Here is a 19,271-nt window from a genome sequence, read left to right on the forward strand (position 1 = left end):
CGCTTACTTGATTTGATATTAGCATATGCATTTGCTAACCAGGAAGAACACAAAATCAAACTTGATACTGTATAACAGCTCGACAAAGTTGATTATAAGCTCATTAAACCGGTAAAAATAAACCCCATGGACCCTCGCAGTAAACAATTGCAGTTATTAAAATTAGTGGAAGAAATTGAGGGATATGCCATCTTAGCTTTGGACACCAAAGGAAATATTGAAAGCTGGAACAAGGGGGCGGAAAAAATCAAAGGCTACCAGGCTGAGGAGATCATCGGTCAGCATATCAGCGTCTTTTACACCGAGCTTGACCTCATAATCGGTCTGCCGGAAAAGCTGCTGGCGGAAGCAAGCCTGAAGGGAACGGCTTATAATGAAAGCTGGCGGGTAAGAAAAGATAAAACCATGTTCTGGGGTTCCGTAACCATTACAGCACTGCATGACGATGACGGTAATATCACCGGCTATGCCAAAGTAACGCGCGACCTTACTGAGAGAATGCTCGCCGAGACGACCATCAGGCGACATGCGGAGGACCTGGAAATCAAAAATAAGGAGATCGAGCAATTCGTTTATATCGCCTCTCATGATCTTCAGGAACCTTTATTCACCGTTAATAGTTTTGTCGAATTCTTTCAGACCGAATACCATCATTTGTTTGATGAAAATGCTAAAACCTATTTGAATTTTATTGTCCAGGCAACTGACCGGATGAAAAACCTCATCAAAAACCTCCTGGACTATTCCCATTTAGGCTCGGAAAAAACGGTGGCGAACATAGATTGTAACCAGCTTTTAAATACCCTGACAGCCGATCTGGCAAACCAGATCAAAAAATCAGGAGCGAAGGTTTTATATAACGATCTGCCAGTCATCAAAGGTTATCCGACAGAATTAAGCCAGTTATTCCAGAACCTGATCAGCAATGCTATCAAATTCAGGGACAAAAGAGAGCTTCCGGAAATTGAGATTTCGGCGATAAAAGAATCGGCATGCTGGCGTTTTAAAATAAAGGATAATGGAATAGGTATAGACCCCAGGTTCCGGGAAAAGATCTTTTTGATCTTTCAACGGTTACATGGCCGCAGCGAGTACGAAGGTAACGGCATAGGCCTGGCTCACTGTAAAAAAATAGTGGAGCTGCACGGGGGCAGAATTTCCGTGGAGCCGAACGATGGCCAAGGATGTTCCTTTGTCTTTACCATACCTTTTAAACTTAATCTAGTTACCGCATGAAAAGATACGAAGGCCTTGAAGGTATCCTGCTCATTGATGATGATCTTCCCACCAATTTTATACATAAAAAAATAATTGAAAGGGTTTCGGTGGATGCAGCGGTAAAGTCGATCACTAACGTACAGGAGGCTTTGGACTTTATTACCTATTCCGGTATTTATGAGGACACCCCTGAAATCCCAAGGCCCGGGCTGATTTTCCTGGACATCAATATGCCCGGTTTAAACGGATGGGATTTTATGGACACCTATAACAGGCTGGACAAACATTTTAAAGCAAGGCTGATCATCATCATGCTGTCGACTTCACCCGATCCCGAAGATAAGGAAATGGCACTCGTTGACAACGAGGTGGTGGCCTTCCTGAGTAAACCCCTGAGACCCGAAATGGTGACCTCGTTATTAGATCGGTATTTTAAGGAAGTAGGGTAAAGAGACGATAGTTCAGGATGAATTGGGAATGGGTGACAGGAAAGCGGCGGTAATTACCGCCGCTTTCCTGTTTAAAGGCTTAGATATTGGCAGATGTGCCGACGATCAAAAATTCAGATGAGTCCCGTCATTATTTAAGAGGCCGCCTTCATCGACCTTTAGATCATAATTCAATGTTATGAAAACCAGATCCCTCCAATATTTATTATCCTTTGGGGTAGTGATATTAAGTGTATGCAATTTACAAAACTGTAATGCCCAAACAAGGTTTGTGCAAAAGACCGGCGCCCTTGCACCTGATACCGGGTTGAGCCCGGAGATCAGAAAGCAGGTCGGGGGTGGGCGCCTGGATGTACAGCTATATTATCCAAAATCTGTACAGCGCTTTTACCAGCAAAACAGGTTTAAACCGGCCTGGATCAAACCGCAAAGTGGGACCGGGCCGGCCTGGCAAACCATGCTGATGCTGGATTGTGTATTACAGTTTGGGTTGTCACATGCGGATTATCATCCGCAGGAACTGCAGTACAGCCGCTTGCATGATATATTGGATATCCCGGGAAAGGTAAAACCGGATCTTCAGGCTCGTTTTGATATCATGCTTACGGACGCGGCGATCACTTTCATGAACTATCTGCATTACGGAAAACTGAACCCTGAGTTCTCCGCAAGCCGGATCGATAAGGGGATTGACATGGAATTTGAAGCAGTTTCCTATTTAAGCACGGTCCTCAAAGGAAAAGATGTCATGGCCGCTATGGCCAATGTCCAGCCCAAAGCAAAAGAATATAAAGCCATGCAATACCAGATGCATCTGATGGAAGGACTTTACCAGGGCGATTGTTACGAAATACCACAGGAGAAAGTAAGAAAGGTCGCCATCAATATGGAACGTTTACGCTGGGCCAATACAGGGGATAGTGTTTATGTGCAGATCAATATACCATCATGCAGCTTAAAATTAAGTTTTCCCGATTCTACATACCAGTTTAAAGTTATCGTAGGCAAGCCGGAAAATCCGACACCAACCTTATTAAGCAAAATTACTTACTTTACCACCGCGCCAGAATGGAAGATCCCTGCCAGAATATTCAAATACGAAGTGCTGCCTAAAGCACTTGCCGATAATGTATATCTTGAAAATAGTCACTTCGCGATCTATGACCAAAAGGGGAACTATGTAGAACCGCTTAAAGCCAACCTGGCAAATGTCAAACGCAACCCGGATTCGTATTATGCCAGACAGTCTGCCGGATGTGATAATGCGCTGGGTTTGCTCGTTTTTCGGTTCCCTAATATTTATGACATCTATCTCCACGATACTCCCGAACAATCACTTTTTAAAAAGGCGGAACGGGCGCTTAGTCATGGCTGCATCAGGGTTGAACAGGCAGAGCGACTGGCCACTCTTTTATTGAAACATGATGGCTCAGCAGCAAAGATCACTGCCTTGCATAACGGCATGACCAAATACATCAGACAGGATATCTATTTGAAAAAACCGGTGGCCATTAAAATTACCTACCTGACCTGCGAGATAAAAGAAGGGGAGTATATCACTTACAATGATATTTATAACCTTGATCAAAGCCTGGAAATGGCTTTGTATGGCGTGGATCAGCCCTTGAGCATGCGATAGCGCGGTTTATCAAATCTGGGCGTTTTATTTTCAGATAGTTACACTTACTTTAAACAACGTTCTTTTTAACCCTTTAGTTATAATGATCTTTATTGTACATCAATAGTAAAGCTAGATATGTTATCTCTCCTATAACGGCGTACCACGGTAACAATACTATCGCCCTGTACTGTTGTTTGGTTTGTATATCCAATGGCCTTTATCTAATATCTTCCCGGTGTCAGGTTACTGAAAGCAGCAACTCCACCGCCGCTTGCAGTGAGGATGCCATCATACTGGTTCCGTATTATTTATGTAAGGAGGAATTGAATATTTGGGCGATATGTAACACTTTAGACATTCGGCCGGAAATACGACATCGTTTTTAAAATATAGTTTACTTTAATACCAAAACATTTATGGGCAGCTCAGCTATAAGAATATGCGTTATAAGCCCCCTTGTTAAACGTCAACCATTCGATGTATTCTACATCGGGAATGCTTCGCATCATCGAATTGATCCATGGACTGCGTCCTGGCATGATGCTGCTGCCACTTCTATGTGGAATTGTCTCCAGGCTATCCCGGATAATACTGTCTATAAAGCCCATGATGCAATTGTAGATGTCAATCAACGGAACACTGCATGGAATAAGGAAGCTAAACAATCGGCATTATTTAACTTTGCCAAGCAGATGCGGTTCCGGACTGACTGCTAAATGAAGTTATCTGAAAAGTGATAAAAGGATCACAAAGCCGAATGCCTGAACCACGAAAGAGTGTCTATAAAGTTATCCTCAATTAAAGAGGATGATGATTAAGTTTGATTTTCTATTCTGTTAACATTTTGATCAAGAATTTTTGAAAAGCCGCCTATTTCAATCAATTCGTCAATAAAATGGTGCGGATTCTGCACCGTTATCCACCCGAAAGCCTCTCATGAAAATGAGAGGCTTTTTTATGTAAATAGTAGTTTTAGCTAAGCTGATAAAAAGCAATGACAAGGTATCATAACAATCCTTGTCATTTAATTTGCTAAGATTACCATTATTTCAGGCAATGTAATTTTATTGTATTTCTGTTAAGAATGGATAATCGGTATATCCTTTTTCTCCTCCACCATACATAGTTGCTCCGTCCGGTACATTCAACTCAGCATTTAATTCAAACCGTTTAGGCAAATCTGGATTGGCCAAAAATAATGAACCGTAAGAAACCATTTTGGCGATCCCCTTTTTCAATTCGGCTTCCCCGCTTTCTTTATTGAACCCGGCATTGGCCATGACCAGGTGTTTACTTATGCTGCCAAATGTTTCAATTGCATTTTTAGGATAGCTTGGGTAATTATCCAAAGGTAAAGTTCCATTCATCAGGTGGATAAAGGCCAATGGCATATCGTTCAATGCTTCGATCAGAGGTATGAATTGTGCCACCGGATCTCTGTTTTCGATATTGTTGTAATAGATAGTTGGCGATAGTTTAATGCCGACCTTATCGTTGCCTAAGGCATTAACCAGTTCCTGCATTACTTCTAACACAAAGCGGTTCCTATTTTCAATGCTGCCGCCATATTCGTCAGTTCGGAGGTTTGCACTTTCTGATAAAAATTGGTTTGGCAAATACCCAAATGCCGCATGTAGTTCAACGCCATCAAAACCGGCCTCTATAGCATTGCTTGCAGCCTGGCCGTAATCCTTTACTATTTGTTTGATCTCTTGGGTAGTTAATTCCTGGGGTGTTTCGTAATCTTTCAATCCCTGGGAGGTATAATGCTGCTGCCCTTTTATCCCAATTGCCGATGGCGCTACAGGGACATTTTCTTTTCTATCTACCGAATGCCCAACGCGGCCGGTATGCCAAAGCTGGGCATAAATCACACCTCCCTTATCATGAACGGACCTGGTTACTTTCTTCCAGGCATCAATTTGCTCCCTGCTGTATAGGCCTGGTGTATAGGGGCTACCCAGCGCCTGCTCAGAAATGTTTATGGCCTCGGTAATGATCAGCCCTGCACTTGCACGCTGTGTATAGTATAATACGGTCAGGTCGGTTACCACACCTTCGCCGTTAGCTCTGCTACGTGTCATTGGCGCCATCGCAATGGCATTCTTCAATGTTTCTTTTCCTAATATTATATTTTCTAATAATTTCATGATGTTTTTATTGTTTTTTGGGTAGTTGTAAACTGTATTGTTTGATTTCTTTAAATGAGCTGCTAATCGATTCTGTTATTGAGCGACCACAAGAACAACTTTACCGTTAGCTCCACCAGCCGACAAAAAGTCTTGAGCTTGCGCGGCTTCCTCTAATGGGAAAGTTTTTGCAACAATGGGGCGTAGTTTTCCTTCATTGACCAAAGCCAAGCCAGTGGTCAAACTATCCGCTGATATATTGGAACGGATAAATCGTGCATCAACTTTATGTTTTTCTGCCAATTCTGTAGACGGTGAGGCTGCTATGCTGAATAATTTACCTCCGGCCTTTACTACTTCAAAAAGCTTATTTTGAGATTCACCGCCGGCGCAATCCGCCACCAGGTCAACATCTTTAACCAGCGCCGTAACATCATGCAGTTTATAATCTATTACTTCATCTGCACCGAGGCTTTTTACCAGGGCTATTCCTTGACCGGATGCTGTACCTATAACATAGGCTCTGGCACTTTTTGCCATTTGTACCATGGTGGCCCCTGTTGCGCCAGCCGCTCCCTGAATTAAAACTTTCTGGCCTCTCTCTAATTTTCCTTCATTGAATAATACAGACTGGGCAGTTCCGATATTGACAACCAATGAGGTTGCTTCTTCGAATGAGGTATTGACGGGTTTTATGGCAGCATTGCTCTCATTTACCAACGCATACTCTGCATAACCGCCTGCTGAAGTCACACCGATCACCTGATCGCCCGCTTTAAATTGGGTTACCTTTTCTCCGGTGGCAACAACAATCCCCGATACATCTGCACCTGGTATAAAAGGCAGAATGACAGGACGGATCTGTTGCATAATACCGCTGCGTAATTTGATATCCAAAGGATTTACGCTGGCTGCCTTAACTTGAATTAAAATCTGGTTTTCATTGCTGATTTCAGGCTGAATGGTTTCTGTCACCTCTATCACATCGGAATTACCAAATGCCTTATATTGTATTGCTTTCATTATTTTTTATTTTGTCATATTTAATTATATGACAAATGTAGAGGTTGATAAATGGGTAAAATAGCCGAAAAAGACACAAGAATAGCTCTATCCGGCAATTGGCATTTAATATGAAAGAAAAGAGGTTTTATGAAGTGTAAGAGAACTTCTTTGGGGTAATGCCATACTGCTTGGCGAATAATCTGCTGAAGTGGCTGAGGTTTGAAAATCCTAACTCATAACCAACCGCAGAAACGGAATGTTTGGCCTGTTTTAACAGAAAAGCGGCCTCTTCCATTCTTACCTTCTGATAATAATTATAGATGGTATCTCCAAACGTTTGCTTAAACAGTTGCTTAAGTTTCGTCTCGCTCATGGAAGCGATAATAGCTAGTTCGCTTAAAACCGGCGGAGTACTCAGATCATTCAATATTTCGTTGCGAATGACCAAAAGTTTTTCCGCATCGTTACTATTTATATTCTTAAAAGTGATATGCTCCCTGAGCGACAGCTTACTAAAAAGCAGGTACATCAATTCCTGTACCTTAATTTGTACATAGAAATTATTCAAGGAGTTATTCATATCAACGGATACAATATTTTTAAGCAGCAATTGCATTTCCGCATCCAAACTCTCGAAAAATAGAAAGGAAGTGTTTTCTGCTGTAATGGTTTTTAAGTTACCGTTAGGCTTTTCAATAGATAGGACTGAGCGCAATCGGTTAGCGGTAATCCCAACTACTACATATTGAATATTGCTGCCGGCAGGGAAACGGATCTCCGTGCGCAAATCATTTGATGACAGGAGTATAGAAGAATCATTTTTTTGTGAGCCTGGTATGTTTGCTTCATTATGATATTTAACTTCAAGATCTTCCCTGTCGTTATAAAAGAAAATGGTACGGACATCATTAGCTATCGCAGCCGGATTGCGTTTAACAATCAGGTCTTCTTTCAATCTATAACGGTGGATCGTCAATTTGAAATCATCTCCAAACCCAATTTTACGTACATAACCTTCTCCAAGTGTCTTGGGTATTTCCAATACATTATCCCTTACTGGCGCATTGATCTGCTTTGAAAACAGTGTTATAAAGTCAAAACCAGGGGCTGTGGTAAATTCAAAAATCATTGCAGGAAATAAATGGTTAACATGTCTAAGATTAAGTAAATCTTTTAAATTTCAATTCAGTATTTACATAATATCTTGCTTTACATCGCAGGAGAGACATAAGGTATAAAACCTCCATGTTAGGAGATATTAAAACGCTCTATTATAGATATCAATTTTTGTGATTTAATGATGTTCCAAATTATGTAAAAAATCTGAATTATTGCCTATTGGGAGTTCGTCATATTCCTTGATTTTTTATGAAAATCAGTCAGCCGCTTTACACGAACAATTGCCCAACTTGATGGAGAAGCTATCAGTTTTGACATATAGATCTTTGTAAATTTTTCTAACATCATCAGCCGGCTGATATAATTCGGAATAGTTGGGCTTACGCAATTTCATGTCCCAATTGTTAAAAAATGTTAAAGGCATTTGAAAATTTCATTTTGCTTTTTTTATTTGAACCATCAATTTTTAAACATTAAACAATTATCGAAAAAGCATTTTTTGAAAGCTATCATTAATTATTTTAGTTATTAGATCATGTTACCCCAATTCACTATCACCCGCTTCAGCGCAGCGCGCAGCTTTACAGTTCTTTTATTATTTCTGACATTCGCATCACAGGCACAGCAGCAGCCAGTCACCTGGCCGGTTGGTAAATCAGGCTTTACCGCTAAACTGATGAACATCGAAGCTGCCACCAATGAAACCTTCCGTTACAGTACAACGCTGCATAACGGTTCGGCCAGTGCCAGGATATACGAACTCAAAGCCGATCTTCCGGTTGGCTGGATGATCGCTTATAAAGTGGACGGCAGCCAGGTTACTTCGATCAGCGTAGATGCAGGAAAAATGCAGGACATTGCCATCGAGATCAATGCCACAGCCATGGCCTCTCCAAAAAAATACACGATCCCGGTCAAAGCCATAGCTGGTTCTGATACCTTGTCGCTAAACCTTGAGGCTGTAGTCAAAGGTTCTTATGGTCTGACGCTGAGTACACCAACCGGAAGAGTGAGCGACGAGGTAACCTCCGGCAGTCAAAAAGAACTGCAATTGACTGTCAGGAACAGTGGTGCCCTGCCATTGAACGACCTGCAAGTCACCGCTCAGCTGCCTACCGGCTGGGAATCTACTTTTGAACCGGCCAGCATTAAACAACTGGAAGCAGGGAAATCGATGGATATTAAAGTAACTGTAAAAGTACCTGACAAGACCATCTCCGGTGATTATGCCGCCAATTTTACGGCAACAAACAGCAACACCAATTCACAAATCGCCTTCCGGTTGCTGGTAAAAACATCTCTGCTCTCGGGTTGGGTAGGTTTTTTAGTCATTCTGGTGGCTATTGGTGTGGTATATTACCTCATTCGTAAATATGGCAGAAGGTAACATATTCATTCCAGTTATTACAAATGAAAGATCCTATCATACAATTAAATGGTTTAACCAAAAACTATGGTTCCCGTAAAGCAGTTGATGATCTGACCCTTGATGTTTATAAAGGCGAGATCTTTGGATTGCTGGGACCTAACGGCGCAGGCAAAACTACCACTATATTAATGATGCTGGGGCTTACTGACCCAACAAGCGGAACAGCTTTTGTTTGCGGGTATAACGCTACCAGCAGCCCTATTAAGGTTAAGAAAAGAGTAGGCTATATGCCCGACAGCGTTGGTTTTTATGATAATATGACAGCGTTAGAAAACCTGGTATACATTGGCAGGTTAAATAGAATGCCTGAAAATGAGCTTAAAACACGATCGGCAAAGGTACTGGAAATAGTAGGGCTTACCGCAGACAGCCACAAAAAAACGGCTGCCTTTTCCCGGGGAATGAAACAGCGGTTGGGCCTGGCCGATGTGTTGATCAAGAACCCCGATGTTATTATCCTTGATGAGCCGACACTGGGCATCGACCCCACAGGAGTTAGAGAATTTTTAGCGCTGATCAGGCAGTTAAGCAGGCAACAAGGACTTACTGTTTTACTTTCATCGCATCATTTGCACCACGTGCAGCAAGTGTGCGACCGGGTAGGGATTTTTGTTAACGGAAAATTGCTGGCACAGGGAAATGTCGGCGCGCTGTCCAGTCAGGTATTCGGCACCGATAGTTATGTCACTACTATCAGGGTAGCACAACCCATACAGAGGCCTTGGTTACTCGAACCTACACTTCAGGCATGGGAAGCGATCAACCAAATCACCATCAATAAAAATGAGCTGGAATTTACCTGCAGCCATGATGTGACGGCCTCCCTGGTTCGATTTCTGGTTGAAAAAGGCTATGACGTTATCGGCGTAAATCAAAAAAATTATGGACTGGATGATATCTATCAAAAATATTTTGAATCCAACAGCACTGAAAATACAAGCTATGAAAAGTAAATCTGTTGCAACGGGGCCTTTTGGTGTCATCGTTCACAAAGAAATAACGGATCACATACGCAGCTGGCGCTTTGCAATATTGATTGCGCTCATCGTTCTTACTTTTATTGCTGCCATGTATGTATCGTTGACGAACATCAAATCAGCTATTGGCAATACAAAAGATCCAGACCATCTGTTTTTATACTTGAAGCTACTAACAACAACAGACAATTCTATTCCGCCGTTTCATGTATTTCTGAGTTTTCTGGCTCCTTTGCTGGGCATCAGTTTAGGATTTGACGCGATCAATTCAGAACAAAATAGCGGCACATTAACCCGCCTGATGGCACAACCGATCTACCGGGACAATTTGTTGCTGGCTAAATTTGTAAGCGCCCTGGTTATGGTGAGCAGCTTGTTTTTAGCATTGGCTTTGTTGATGATAGGAAGCGGACTGATCCTGACAGGGGTGCGCATGGAACCTCAGGAATTGCTCCGGATATTGGGATTCATTGTGATCACGATCGCTTATGTGGCTTTTTGGTTAAGCTTATCCATCATGCTGTCCATTTTGTTTAAGCAAGCGGCAACTTCCGCGCTTACGGCAATCGGGATTTGGCTGTTCTTTACGATATTTTATCAGATCATAATAAACCTCGTTATTAAATCTTTCTTACCTGATCCGGCTTATCTAACCCCAGCCGAAATTATCAGTTATAACGATCTGATTTTGAATCTGCAACGTATAGCGCCAAACCAGCTTTACTCAGACACAGTCACCACCCTGCTGATGCCTTCCATCCGCAGCCTTGGCCCTGTAACCATGGAACAAATGGCGGGTGCAATACCAGCTCCATTGCCTTTTAAAGAGAGTGTAATGCTCGTTTGGCCGCAGGTAAGTGGTTTGATGGCATCAACGGTAGGATGTTTTGCTCTTGCTTATTATTTTTTTATGCGCCGTGAAATACGTAGCTGATAAAAACATAATGCGCTAAGTAGGTTAGATATCGTATTCAAGGAACTTGCAGATCAAGTTAATATGATATCACTTTGAGTTTATAAGTCATCCTACTTACCCGTCATTCATTAGTAAGGAGACTGAAAGCAGCCGGCTTTAAACCTGATAAATGTAAGGATTCGTAATCTATTTTTTGGGTGAATTTCCGGATGTATGTCCAGAAGGATCGACGTTTCCTTTGCTCATCGAGTCGCTCGCCGGCCGGTTAGTCGAATCGCGGCGGTCTTTGTTGATGGTTGCAGTATCCTGAATAGAAGGGCCACCCCCTTTGTTTACACTGCTGGTATCCTGACTATTGCCGACCTTTTTATGACTATCGGTTGGGTTACAGGCCGCAAGCATTACTATGAACGCCATTGAAAAGCCGAGGTAAGAGATGCTCATTTGATTTTTCATAGGTTTATCATCATAAACAGCCGGCTTTTAACCGGCTGTTCCGGTTTATAAAATTTAAAATTTCCGACTTGATTTTTGCCTTTCAGGAATCAATACAATATATGAATTTGATAATTAATTTCTTAAAAGTAAATATCATTGTATTTAATAACTTGAAATAACGAGTGATGTTTTAAATATGGTTAAAAAATAGATTTTTAGTTTCATAAAACTATAATTTATTTCCTCTGTTGAAACTAAGAAAAAACTATAACAACGGGCAGTTAAATCAAAAGAGGATGATCTACACATTAGGCATAAATGCAGCTTTTCACGACTCGGCTGCATGTATATTAAAAGATGGTAAGCTGTTAGCAGCTACTGAAGAGGAGCGTTTCACTCATTTCAAGCACGGTAAACGTCCGGTTCCTTTCTCTACCTGGGAACTGCCTTTCCATGCTATTGATTACTGTTTAAAAGTGGCTGGTATCCATTTAAGGGATGTAAATCATGTTGCGTATTCATTTGATCCGTATTTACTTTTGGGTGATGAGCACGCAGGCATGTCAACCATAGCCATACCTTTAGAGGATACTGGTGATCAATTGTCAAAGAAATGGGATAATCCATGGGATCCATTATTTTTAAGTTCTATTGTGAATGCGCCTCGCCAGCTGGTTGATGGTTATCCACATCACTTGCAGCAACGGTTTATAGGCGCCTCGGTCAACGACTTTGAATGGCATTTTGTTGAACATCACATTGCTCATGCTGCAAGCGCCTTCCATTGTTCGCCTTATAACAGCGCAGCGGTGATGACCATGGATGGCAGGGGAGAAAAAGCAACTACATCTTATTTTACGGGAAATGGTAAAGACTTAACCTTGATAGATCAGGTATATCTGCCTAATTCGTTGGGGCTGCTTTATGAGCAGGTAACAACCCACCTTGGATTTCTGCATTCTTCGGATGAATATAAAGTGATGGCGCTGGCTTCATACGGTAAACCTGAATTTGTGAATGACTTCCGGGAGATGATCAGGTTAGATAAAAACGGTCATTACACCATAACAGATCAAAACCTGGAACAGCGCTTTGGGCCAAAGCGGTTACGGCACGAGGAATTCACCAGTCATCATTTTAATATTGCCCATTCTCTGCAAGTAGTACTTGAGGAAACGGTTCTGAAAATAACAGATTGGCTATACCATAAAACGGGTGAAAAAAACTTATGCATGGCCGGCGGCGTGGCCCTTAACTGTGTGTTGAATGCCCGCATTCGCGATCAGGGGCTATTTGAAAATATCTGGGTTCAGCCTGCCTCTGGTGATGATGGTACCGCGCTGGGCGCCGCCATATGGGTTGATGCACAGCAGAGGCAAAACTACAATAAAGACTTTGTTATGGATCATGCCTATTGGGGCCCTGAATATAGTGATGAAGAAATTGAGAAATTTATGATTTGGGCTAAAGTGCCTTATAAAAAACTGAATAATATTGCCGAAGAAACCGCGGAGATCCTGGCGCAGGACAAGATCATTGGGTGGTATCAGGGACGGATGGAATTTGGTCCGCGTGCTTTAGGAAGCAGGTCAATTTTGGCTTCGCCTATCAACCCAGCCATGCAGGCACGGTTAAACGAAGTAAAAGACAGGGAAGATTTCAGGCCGGTGGCCCCGGTAGTACTGGAGGAAGAAGCCGCTAACTGGTTTGAAAATGCAGGCTATTCACCTTTTATGTTATTTATTTATAATGTAAGACCGGAAAAGGCAGACCAGATACCGGCTGTAAGGCACACAGATGGCACTGCACGGATACAAACCATTAATGAACACCAGCATAAAAATTATTACGAATTGTTAAAAGCCTTTCAACGTAAAACTGGGGTACCCGTACTGGTGAACACTTCCTTTAACACTTTAAGCAAGCCTATCGTTTGCTCACCGCGTGATGCGATCGAGTGTTTCTGGACTTCGCCATTTGATGCTTTAGTGATCGGATCTTTTTTAATTGAAAAAAATGGAGATAAAACTGTCAGTCGTGATTCCTACCTACAGGCGTCCGAAATTACTGCTTAATTGTTTAAATGCTTTAACCGCACAGAATTTTGATCCTGGTGCTTTTGAGGTCATTGTAGTTAGCGATGGGCCCGATAAGCTTACAGAAACAATGTTGACTAATTGGAGTAAGTTGAATTACCCACTGGTAAGATATTTTCATACCGATGAAAAGAAAGGGCCTGCAGCTGCCCGTAATTACGGTTGGTTAAATGCCAGAGCTAAATTGGTTGCTTTTACCGATGATGACTGCTTACCGGATGAAAACTGGCTGCAGGCTTTTTATAGCCACTATCAACAGGAGCATATAGCAGCTTTTAGCGGGAAAACCATAGTGCCGTTACCCGAAAAACCTACCGATTACGAATTGAATACCGCCGGTTTACAAAGCGCCGATTTTATAACAGCCAACTGCTGTTGTACAAAAAAAGCTCTTGCACTTGCAGGCGGTTTTGATGAACAATTTACTATGGCTTGGCGGGAAGACAGCGATCTGGAATTTAAGCTGATCCAGGCCAATATACCCATAATTAAGGTTAACGGCGCAATAGTTACCCATCCGGTAAGGGAAGCCCCCTGGGGCATTAGTATTAAAGAACAGCGGAAAACATTATATAATGCATTATTGTATAAAAAATATCCCGCACTCTATCGGCAAAAAATTCAGCCAGTTCCACCAGTTCACTATTATACAGTTGTAGTTTCTTTTCTGATCATGATTATTGGATTGGCTTTTCGTCAGAATACTATGCTGTATGGAGGATTGCTTTTCTGGGCAGTTTTATCATTGTGGTTCGTCTTTCAACGGCTTCGGGCTACTACGTTGCAGCCCCGGCACGTGTTGGAAATGATGGTGACATCATTGTTTATTCCTTTTTTATCGCTCTACTGGCAATGGTATGGCGCCATCAAATACCGCGTTTTTTTGCTATGAAATTACCAACAGATATCAAAAAGATCATTGTGTTTCGGGCTTTGCAACTTGGCGATATGCTTTGTCATGTGCCGGCGATGCGTGCCTTGCGTCATGCTTATCCCAATGCCAGTATTACCCTGGCAGGTTTGCCCTGGGCTAAATCATTCACAGAACGTTTTAATAATTATTTCGACGATTTTATTTGGTTTCCAGGATATCCGGGTTTACCAGAGCAGCCTGTTGACCCGGTGCTCTTTGCTTCCTTTTTGAATAAAGTGCAAAACCGGCATTTTGATTTGGCTTTGCAGATGCAGGGTAATGGCACTATTGTGAACGCCATGATAGCGCTTTTTGAAGCGCATTATACTGCAGGATTTTTTCTTCCGGATGATTACGCGCCTAATCTGGAATATTTTTTGGCTTATCCTGACTATGGATCAGAGATTGAAAGACATTTGCTGTTAATGGACTACCTGGGTATTCCATCACAGGGAACCCAACTCGAATTTCCAATAACTCCCCAGGATCAACACGATTATGAGACATTACAATTAGCGCTTGCACCCAAACAGTATGTATGCATCCATCCCGGATCTCGTGGTGCCTGGCGGCAATGGCCCATAGCACATTTTGCCGCCCTGGCTGATTATGCCGTAGAATGCGGTTTTAAAGCGGCTATTACCGGTACCAGGGAGGAGGCTGATATTGTAGCGGCAGTTATCGGTCAAATGCGTGAACCAGCCATTAACCTCGCCGGCCTTACCAATTTAGGTGCTATGGGTATCCTGATAAAAAATGCTTATGCACTCATCTCCAATTGTACAGGTGTATCTCATATGGCGGCTGCATTTCAAACCCCCAGCATTGTGATCAGTATGGATGGCGAACCGCAAAGGTGGGGACCGCTGAATAAGAAGCTCCATCGCACTATAAACTGGCTCGAAAATGATGATTTTGATGCGGTCAAGAAACAAGCTATCGACCTGCTATCGGTAAGCCAGGTTAGTTTGTAAAAGCGTTTTCACCGCCTTCAGGACCTGCTCGCTGTCGGGAATAGGTACAAAGTCCTTATATAACTGTTCGTGAACAAACCTGATCACCTCGTTGCTGCTTTGCAAATTCTGTGGAACGCTAAAAGGTAATACGCAGTTTGGTACTTTCCAGGGGGTATGCTGGGGATTAGTTTGAGCATAAAGGACCACGCAAGGTGTTCCGGATGCAGCAGCAATATGAACAGTGCCCGTATTAACAGAGACCACCGCGACGGCCATTTCTATTAAAGCAATGAACTCTTCTAAAGTAAATAAGCCGCCCGTTGCATAGCTGCCTTTGCCGATTGCTTTTTGCAAATCTTCAGTGAGTTGCTTTTCACCTGTTGAGCCGGTAATAAGAAGTTGGTATCCCAGTTCATTCACCAGGCTGTGTCCCGTATCTACCCAGTTTTTTTTAGGGTACTGACGTTTAACTTCACTAACGCCGGGATGCAAGATAAGCCAGGGCTTATCGGTGTTGATAGCCTTTTGTTGGAGTTTACTTATAACTCTTTCTTTTGCATCCGTCGCAATTTTTAAGTTTAAGCTTTCATCCTCTGTGCTGGCACCAACACTCCCGACAAGATCAAGATCCCGCCTCACCTGGTGCTTAATTATTGAATAGGGCTCTTTATCCGGCACCCATTCGGTTAACAGTAGGTATGGATTTTCACGGCAATAAGCCAAACGCCTGGGAATACCGGCCAGGTAAGCCAGCATAACGGTTGGCAAAGGGTTTTGACTGTAAACGGTAAAGATAACCGCGGCATCAAATTGTTTTTGTTTAAGCAATGCAACAGTTTGTTCAAATATCGATATGTCAACTGGCGATTCAGTTTTAACCCAGGGAAGATCACAGGTGATAACTTCATCAATTTCAGGCATAAAACGAGCAATGCCGGCCGCCATAGAGGAAGTTAATACAGTGATCTTTGCTCCAAAAGATGTTTTTAACGCACGTAATGCCGGGCCGGTCATGAGTAGGTCGCCCATATTATCCGGGCGGATGCATAAAATATGTTTACAATCCTGCCAGTTGTTGAACATGGGTGAGTATATGCGCTGCCGCTTCGTTGATGTTGTTGACCTTTATTTCCGGTTCACGTATTTCGTTCAGGTGCCATTCTGTTTCATTGCCATTATCGATCAGGATACTTTTACAACCCGCCCGGTTACCGGCTTCAATGTCATTCAGAATGTCGCCAATCATCCAGGAGGAATTTAAATCGATAGCTAATTCCGCTGCCGCGCGATGCAGCAAACCCGGCGCTGGCTTGCGACAGTCGCAGTCAACAGCCCATGTTTTAACGATCCCCTCAGGATGATGAGGACAATAATAAAAACCACTTAACTGGATGTTTGCCTGGGCCAGCATCGACCTGAGTGTATTTTCGACCACCATGAGTGCTTTTTCATTGAAGTAGCCACGGGCCACGCCGGCCTGGTTGGATATAACAACCAATAAATAGCCTTCGGCTTGTAAGCGATGCAAGCCGGTCAGACAATGGTCGCTCAATACAATCAGCCCTGGGTTTACATTGTAGGGGATATCAACAATCAAAGTACCATCCTTATCCAGAAATACCGCTTTATTCTTGTTCATTCTTATCGCGATTAGCCAGCTTTCCTTAGTTTTTTTTCGGTTGCTGTTTCTATGATCTTCTGATAAAGACTACTTACCCTGCGGGCTACGCTGGCCCATGTAAAATAAGCATTGACCCGGTTTATAGCGTTTAAACTTAACTCAGCTATCTTGGTTTGATCAAAAATTAATTCGTCTACCTTTTGCGCCAGTTCAGCAGGGTTATCCGGCGATACCAGTGCTCCGGTTTGACCATCCAGTACAGAATATTTAATTCCACCTACATTAGCTCCTATCACAGGCGTACCACAGGCCATGGCTTCTAACGGAGTTATCCCAAAAGGTTCATACCATGGGGTGGTTACAAAAATATCAGCGGCGGCATAATAATATTTAAGCGCTTCCCGTTGTTTACGGCCGGCAAAATGGATCTGCTCAGCTACATCACTCTCGCAAGCAATCTGGTAAAGCCTGTTGAGTTCCGGACATTGTTTAAGATCAGCACGTTCATTTTCCCCGCCAACAACCAGCAGACGAACCTTTTTGCCTTTTTTCTTTAATTGTCCCAAGGCTTTAACAACATTATCCACACCCTTACGCGGCACCATGCGCCCTAATTGCAGTAATATGGGCTCATTTGGATGCAGCTGCAATTTTTTACGGGCTTCTTTCTTTTTAATCGGGTAAAATTCGTCCTGACTAAAACCGCAGGGAATTATAGTGATCTTATTCGCAGGCACCTCATAGTAATTGATCAGATCCTCCTTGTCCTGCGGACATTCAGCGATCACCCAATCGGCTGACTCTGCTACATGTTTTTCGATCCTTAAACGTTCCGGCGGAAATTTGTCGTTATTACCCTGATGCAATTGGCGGATGTAACCTAATGCATGAAAAGTTATAGTGTAAGGGATACCCAATATAGATTTAACTTCCGCTGCTACCCAGCCCGACATGAAAAAGTTGGCATGAATCAGTTGGTAGTCGATTCCTTGTTCAGCAATAAATGCTAACATATTATCCCTGAACTCTGGCATAAAGGGTAATATTTCTTCTTTGGGTAAAACCCGTGCAGGACCGGCTTTGACATGGATCACCCGGATCCCTGGCAGCCAGTTTACGATTTGTTGCTGCCCTGCGTCTTCCAGCCTGGTGTAAATATCGATCTGATAATTTTCATTGGCCAGGCATTTAGCCAGTTGTGCCACATAAACATTTTGTCCGCCGGTATCTACGCCTCCCAGATCAGCTAACGGAGAGGCATGTTCGCTAATGAAAGCAACGTGATGCATGGATTTATTCATAATGGTTTATTTTTCAGTAATTAATAAAGATTGTTGTTTATTGATTACGGCTAAAAAGAGTTGTTCCCATTGCTGGGTGAATCGGCTGATATTGAATTTTTGGCTGGCTATTTCCCTGCCTTTTTCGCCCAGTTGCCTGGCATGTTCTACATCCCTAAGCAGTAACTTCATTTGAGCGATCAGATAATTGATATCGGTATGAATATATCCGGAGTGACCGTTTTCGATAACGGTAGCCAGCTCTGTGGTAGCCAGACCTACTACCGGAATTCCCATCATCATGGCCTCACATACGGCCAGCCCTAAACTGGTGTAGCGGATAGGATTAAAGAAAAATCGGTACTGACTGATAAATTCCGGTAGTTGAGGATGCAAAACTTCGCCAAGGCCAAGCTCTCCGGTTCCCATACCTACCAGATCAAGCGGGATATGTTTGCGCACTTCAAGAAAAACATCAAGGCCAAGCAAACGGCCGCGTGAGGGCAGGTTATTGATCACCACAATACCTTTATCCAGTTTTCCGGTATAGGTAGTTTCAGGTTGTATAACACCGTGTTCAATAACTGTAGCAGATACTTCGTTATTATCCCACATTAGCTTATTGAAATGAGTTACATGAACCAGGGTAATCGTTGGATCTTGCACAATATGCCTGGTATCCGTTGGATGCCCGCGCGGCGGGTCGTGTTCCAGATAGATCTTTGGTAAATTTCTTTGTTCCTCCGATAGAATTTCGAACTGGTCAACCAGATAATTCTGATTGGTTTGAAAAAGAATACAGTCAAATTGTTGATATTTTACCAATTCTGCAGGAACTTCGATAACGTTTGGACCGAAAGGGAACGTTTCCCCACGGCCATAGTACCCCTCCGTTTTTTCTTTGTTGGTAGGAATATAAATATCATAATTACCCTGTGATAAATAAAAAAGATAACTGCCGTGAATGTGCCACGCAAATATTTTAGGCCTTTGTTTCATAAATAGATGTTTATGACCCAAACGTTTCAAAAATAAAACCAAAATGTCAGAAGCGTTTTAATCTTTTGAAACACTGCTGACAACATTGCAGGAGTGTTTACATAC

Annotated in this window: 17 protein-coding genes; 9 read left to right on the forward strand and 8 right to left on the reverse strand. The window is 42.6% G+C overall.

Going from position 1 to position 19,271, the window contains the following annotated elements; all coding sequences use genetic code 11:
• The first annotated feature begins 126 nt into the window (after window positions 1-126).
• From ACNURT_RS09615 to ACNURT_RS09625, 3 genes are all read left to right on the forward strand, one after another.
• On the forward strand, window positions 127-1,236 hold the full coding sequence (locus ACNURT_RS09615; RefSeq protein WP_419701555.1) for a sensor histidine kinase: 1,110 nt from the start codon (window positions 127-129) through the stop codon (window positions 1,234-1,236).
• The gene (locus tag ACNURT_RS09620; protein WP_419701556.1) at window positions 1,233-1,667 is read left to right on the forward strand and encodes a response regulator; all 435 of its coding nucleotides are present in this window, start codon (window positions 1,233-1,235) and stop codon (window positions 1,665-1,667) included. The genes ACNURT_RS09615 and ACNURT_RS09620 overlap by 4 nt, the downstream gene beginning before the upstream one ends.
• 178 nt (window positions 1,668-1,845) lie before the next feature.
• On the forward strand, window positions 1,846-3,306 hold the full coding sequence (locus tag ACNURT_RS09625) for a L,D-transpeptidase family protein (protein WP_419701557.1): 1,461 nt from the start codon (window positions 1,846-1,848) through the stop codon (window positions 3,304-3,306).
• Window positions 3,307-4,352: 1,046 nt separating this feature from the next.
• On the opposite strand, the gene ACNURT_RS09630 is transcribed toward ACNURT_RS09625, so the two are convergent.
• The 3 genes from ACNURT_RS09630 to ACNURT_RS09640 form a co-directional block, all read right to left on the reverse strand.
• Window positions 4,353-5,438: an alkene reductase gene (locus ACNURT_RS09630; RefSeq protein ID WP_419701558.1), complete on the reverse strand. Its 1,086-nt coding sequence runs from the start codon at window positions 5,436-5,438 to the stop codon at window positions 4,353-4,355.
• A 75-nt stretch (window positions 5,439-5,513) separates the two neighbouring features.
• Window positions 5,514-6,440, reverse strand: coding sequence for an NADP-dependent oxidoreductase (locus tag ACNURT_RS09635; RefSeq protein WP_419701559.1), 927 nt, complete (start codon window positions 6,438-6,440; stop codon window positions 5,514-5,516).
• A 127-nt stretch (window positions 6,441-6,567) separates the two neighbouring features.
• Window positions 6,568-7,551 carry a helix-turn-helix domain-containing protein gene (locus ACNURT_RS09640; protein WP_419701560.1) on the reverse strand — a complete coding sequence of 328 codons (984 nt, stop codon included), beginning with the start codon at window positions 7,549-7,551 and terminating at the stop codon, window positions 6,568-6,570.
• A gap of 525 nt (window positions 7,552-8,076) precedes the next feature.
• On the opposite strand from ACNURT_RS09640, the gene ACNURT_RS09645 reads away from it, so the two are divergent.
• From ACNURT_RS09645 to ACNURT_RS09655, 3 genes are read left to right on the forward strand one after another with little or no spacing between them, the layout of a single operon-like run.
• Window positions 8,077-8,928 (forward strand): NEW3 domain-containing protein, encoded by an 852-nt coding sequence (locus ACNURT_RS09645; protein ID WP_419701561.1) that lies wholly within the window; start codon window positions 8,077-8,079, stop codon window positions 8,926-8,928.
• Between the two features lie 23 nt (window positions 8,929-8,951).
• Window positions 8,952-9,923: an ABC transporter ATP-binding protein gene (locus tag ACNURT_RS09650; protein WP_419701562.1), complete on the forward strand. Its 972-nt coding sequence runs from the start codon at window positions 8,952-8,954 to the stop codon at window positions 9,921-9,923.
• On the forward strand, window positions 9,913-10,881 hold the full coding sequence (locus ACNURT_RS09655; protein WP_419701563.1) for an ABC transporter permease: 969 nt from the start codon (window positions 9,913-9,915) through the stop codon (window positions 10,879-10,881). The genes ACNURT_RS09650 and ACNURT_RS09655 overlap by 11 nt, the downstream gene beginning before the upstream one ends.
• A 168-nt stretch (window positions 10,882-11,049) precedes the next feature.
• Here ACNURT_RS09655 and ACNURT_RS09660 read toward each other — a convergent pair whose 3' ends face one another.
• Window positions 11,050-11,319, reverse strand: a complete 270-nt coding sequence (locus tag ACNURT_RS09660) for a hypothetical protein (protein WP_370994670.1) — start codon at window positions 11,317-11,319, stop codon at window positions 11,050-11,052.
• A gap of 278 nt (window positions 11,320-11,597) precedes the next feature.
• On the opposite strand from ACNURT_RS09660, the gene ACNURT_RS09665 reads away from it, so the two are divergent.
• From ACNURT_RS09665 to ACNURT_RS09675, 3 genes are read left to right on the forward strand one after another with little or no spacing between them, the layout of a single operon-like run.
• On the forward strand, window positions 11,598-13,376 hold the full coding sequence (locus tag ACNURT_RS09665) for a carbamoyltransferase (protein ID WP_419701564.1): 1,779 nt from the start codon (window positions 11,598-11,600) through the stop codon (window positions 13,374-13,376).
• A complete protein-coding gene (locus ACNURT_RS09670; protein ID WP_419701565.1) occupies window positions 13,318-14,289 on the forward strand; it encodes a glycosyltransferase family 2 protein in 972 nt (323 codons plus the stop codon). The genes ACNURT_RS09665 and ACNURT_RS09670 overlap by 59 nt, the downstream gene beginning before the upstream one ends.
• A complete protein-coding gene (locus ACNURT_RS09675) occupies window positions 14,286-15,284 on the forward strand; it encodes a glycosyltransferase family 9 protein (protein WP_419701566.1) in 999 nt (332 codons plus the stop codon). The genes ACNURT_RS09670 and ACNURT_RS09675 overlap by 4 nt, the downstream gene beginning before the upstream one ends.
• On the opposite strand, the gene ACNURT_RS09680 is transcribed toward ACNURT_RS09675, so the two are convergent.
• The 4 genes from ACNURT_RS09680 to ACNURT_RS09695 are packed head-to-tail and all read right to left on the reverse strand — an operon-like array spanning window position 15,258 to window position 19,166.
• On the reverse strand, window positions 15,258-16,349 hold the full coding sequence (locus ACNURT_RS09680) for a glycosyltransferase family 9 protein (protein WP_419701567.1): 1,092 nt from the start codon (window positions 16,347-16,349) through the stop codon (window positions 15,258-15,260). The two genes, ACNURT_RS09675 and ACNURT_RS09680, sit on opposite strands and share 27 nt — an antisense overlap.
• On the reverse strand, window positions 16,324-16,905 hold the full coding sequence (locus ACNURT_RS09685) for a D-glycero-alpha-D-manno-heptose-1,7-bisphosphate 7-phosphatase (protein WP_419701568.1): 582 nt from the start codon (window positions 16,903-16,905) through the stop codon (window positions 16,324-16,326). The genes ACNURT_RS09680 and ACNURT_RS09685 overlap by 26 nt, the downstream gene beginning before the upstream one ends.
• Before the next feature lie 11 nt (window positions 16,906-16,916).
• Window positions 16,917-18,188: a glycosyltransferase gene (locus ACNURT_RS09690; protein WP_419701569.1), complete on the reverse strand. Its 1,272-nt coding sequence runs from the start codon at window positions 18,186-18,188 to the stop codon at window positions 16,917-16,919.
• 6 nt (window positions 18,189-18,194) lie between these two features.
• Complete coding sequence (locus tag ACNURT_RS09695) at window positions 18,195-19,166, reverse strand: glycosyltransferase (RefSeq protein ID WP_419701570.1); 972 nt, start codon at window positions 19,164-19,166, stop codon at window positions 18,195-18,197.
• Window positions 19,167-19,271 lie beyond the last annotated feature (105 nt).

It is taken from the genome of Mucilaginibacter sp. NFX135 (assembly GCF_048565145.1).
GTDB lineage: Bacteria > Bacteroidota > Bacteroidia > Sphingobacteriales > Sphingobacteriaceae > Mucilaginibacter.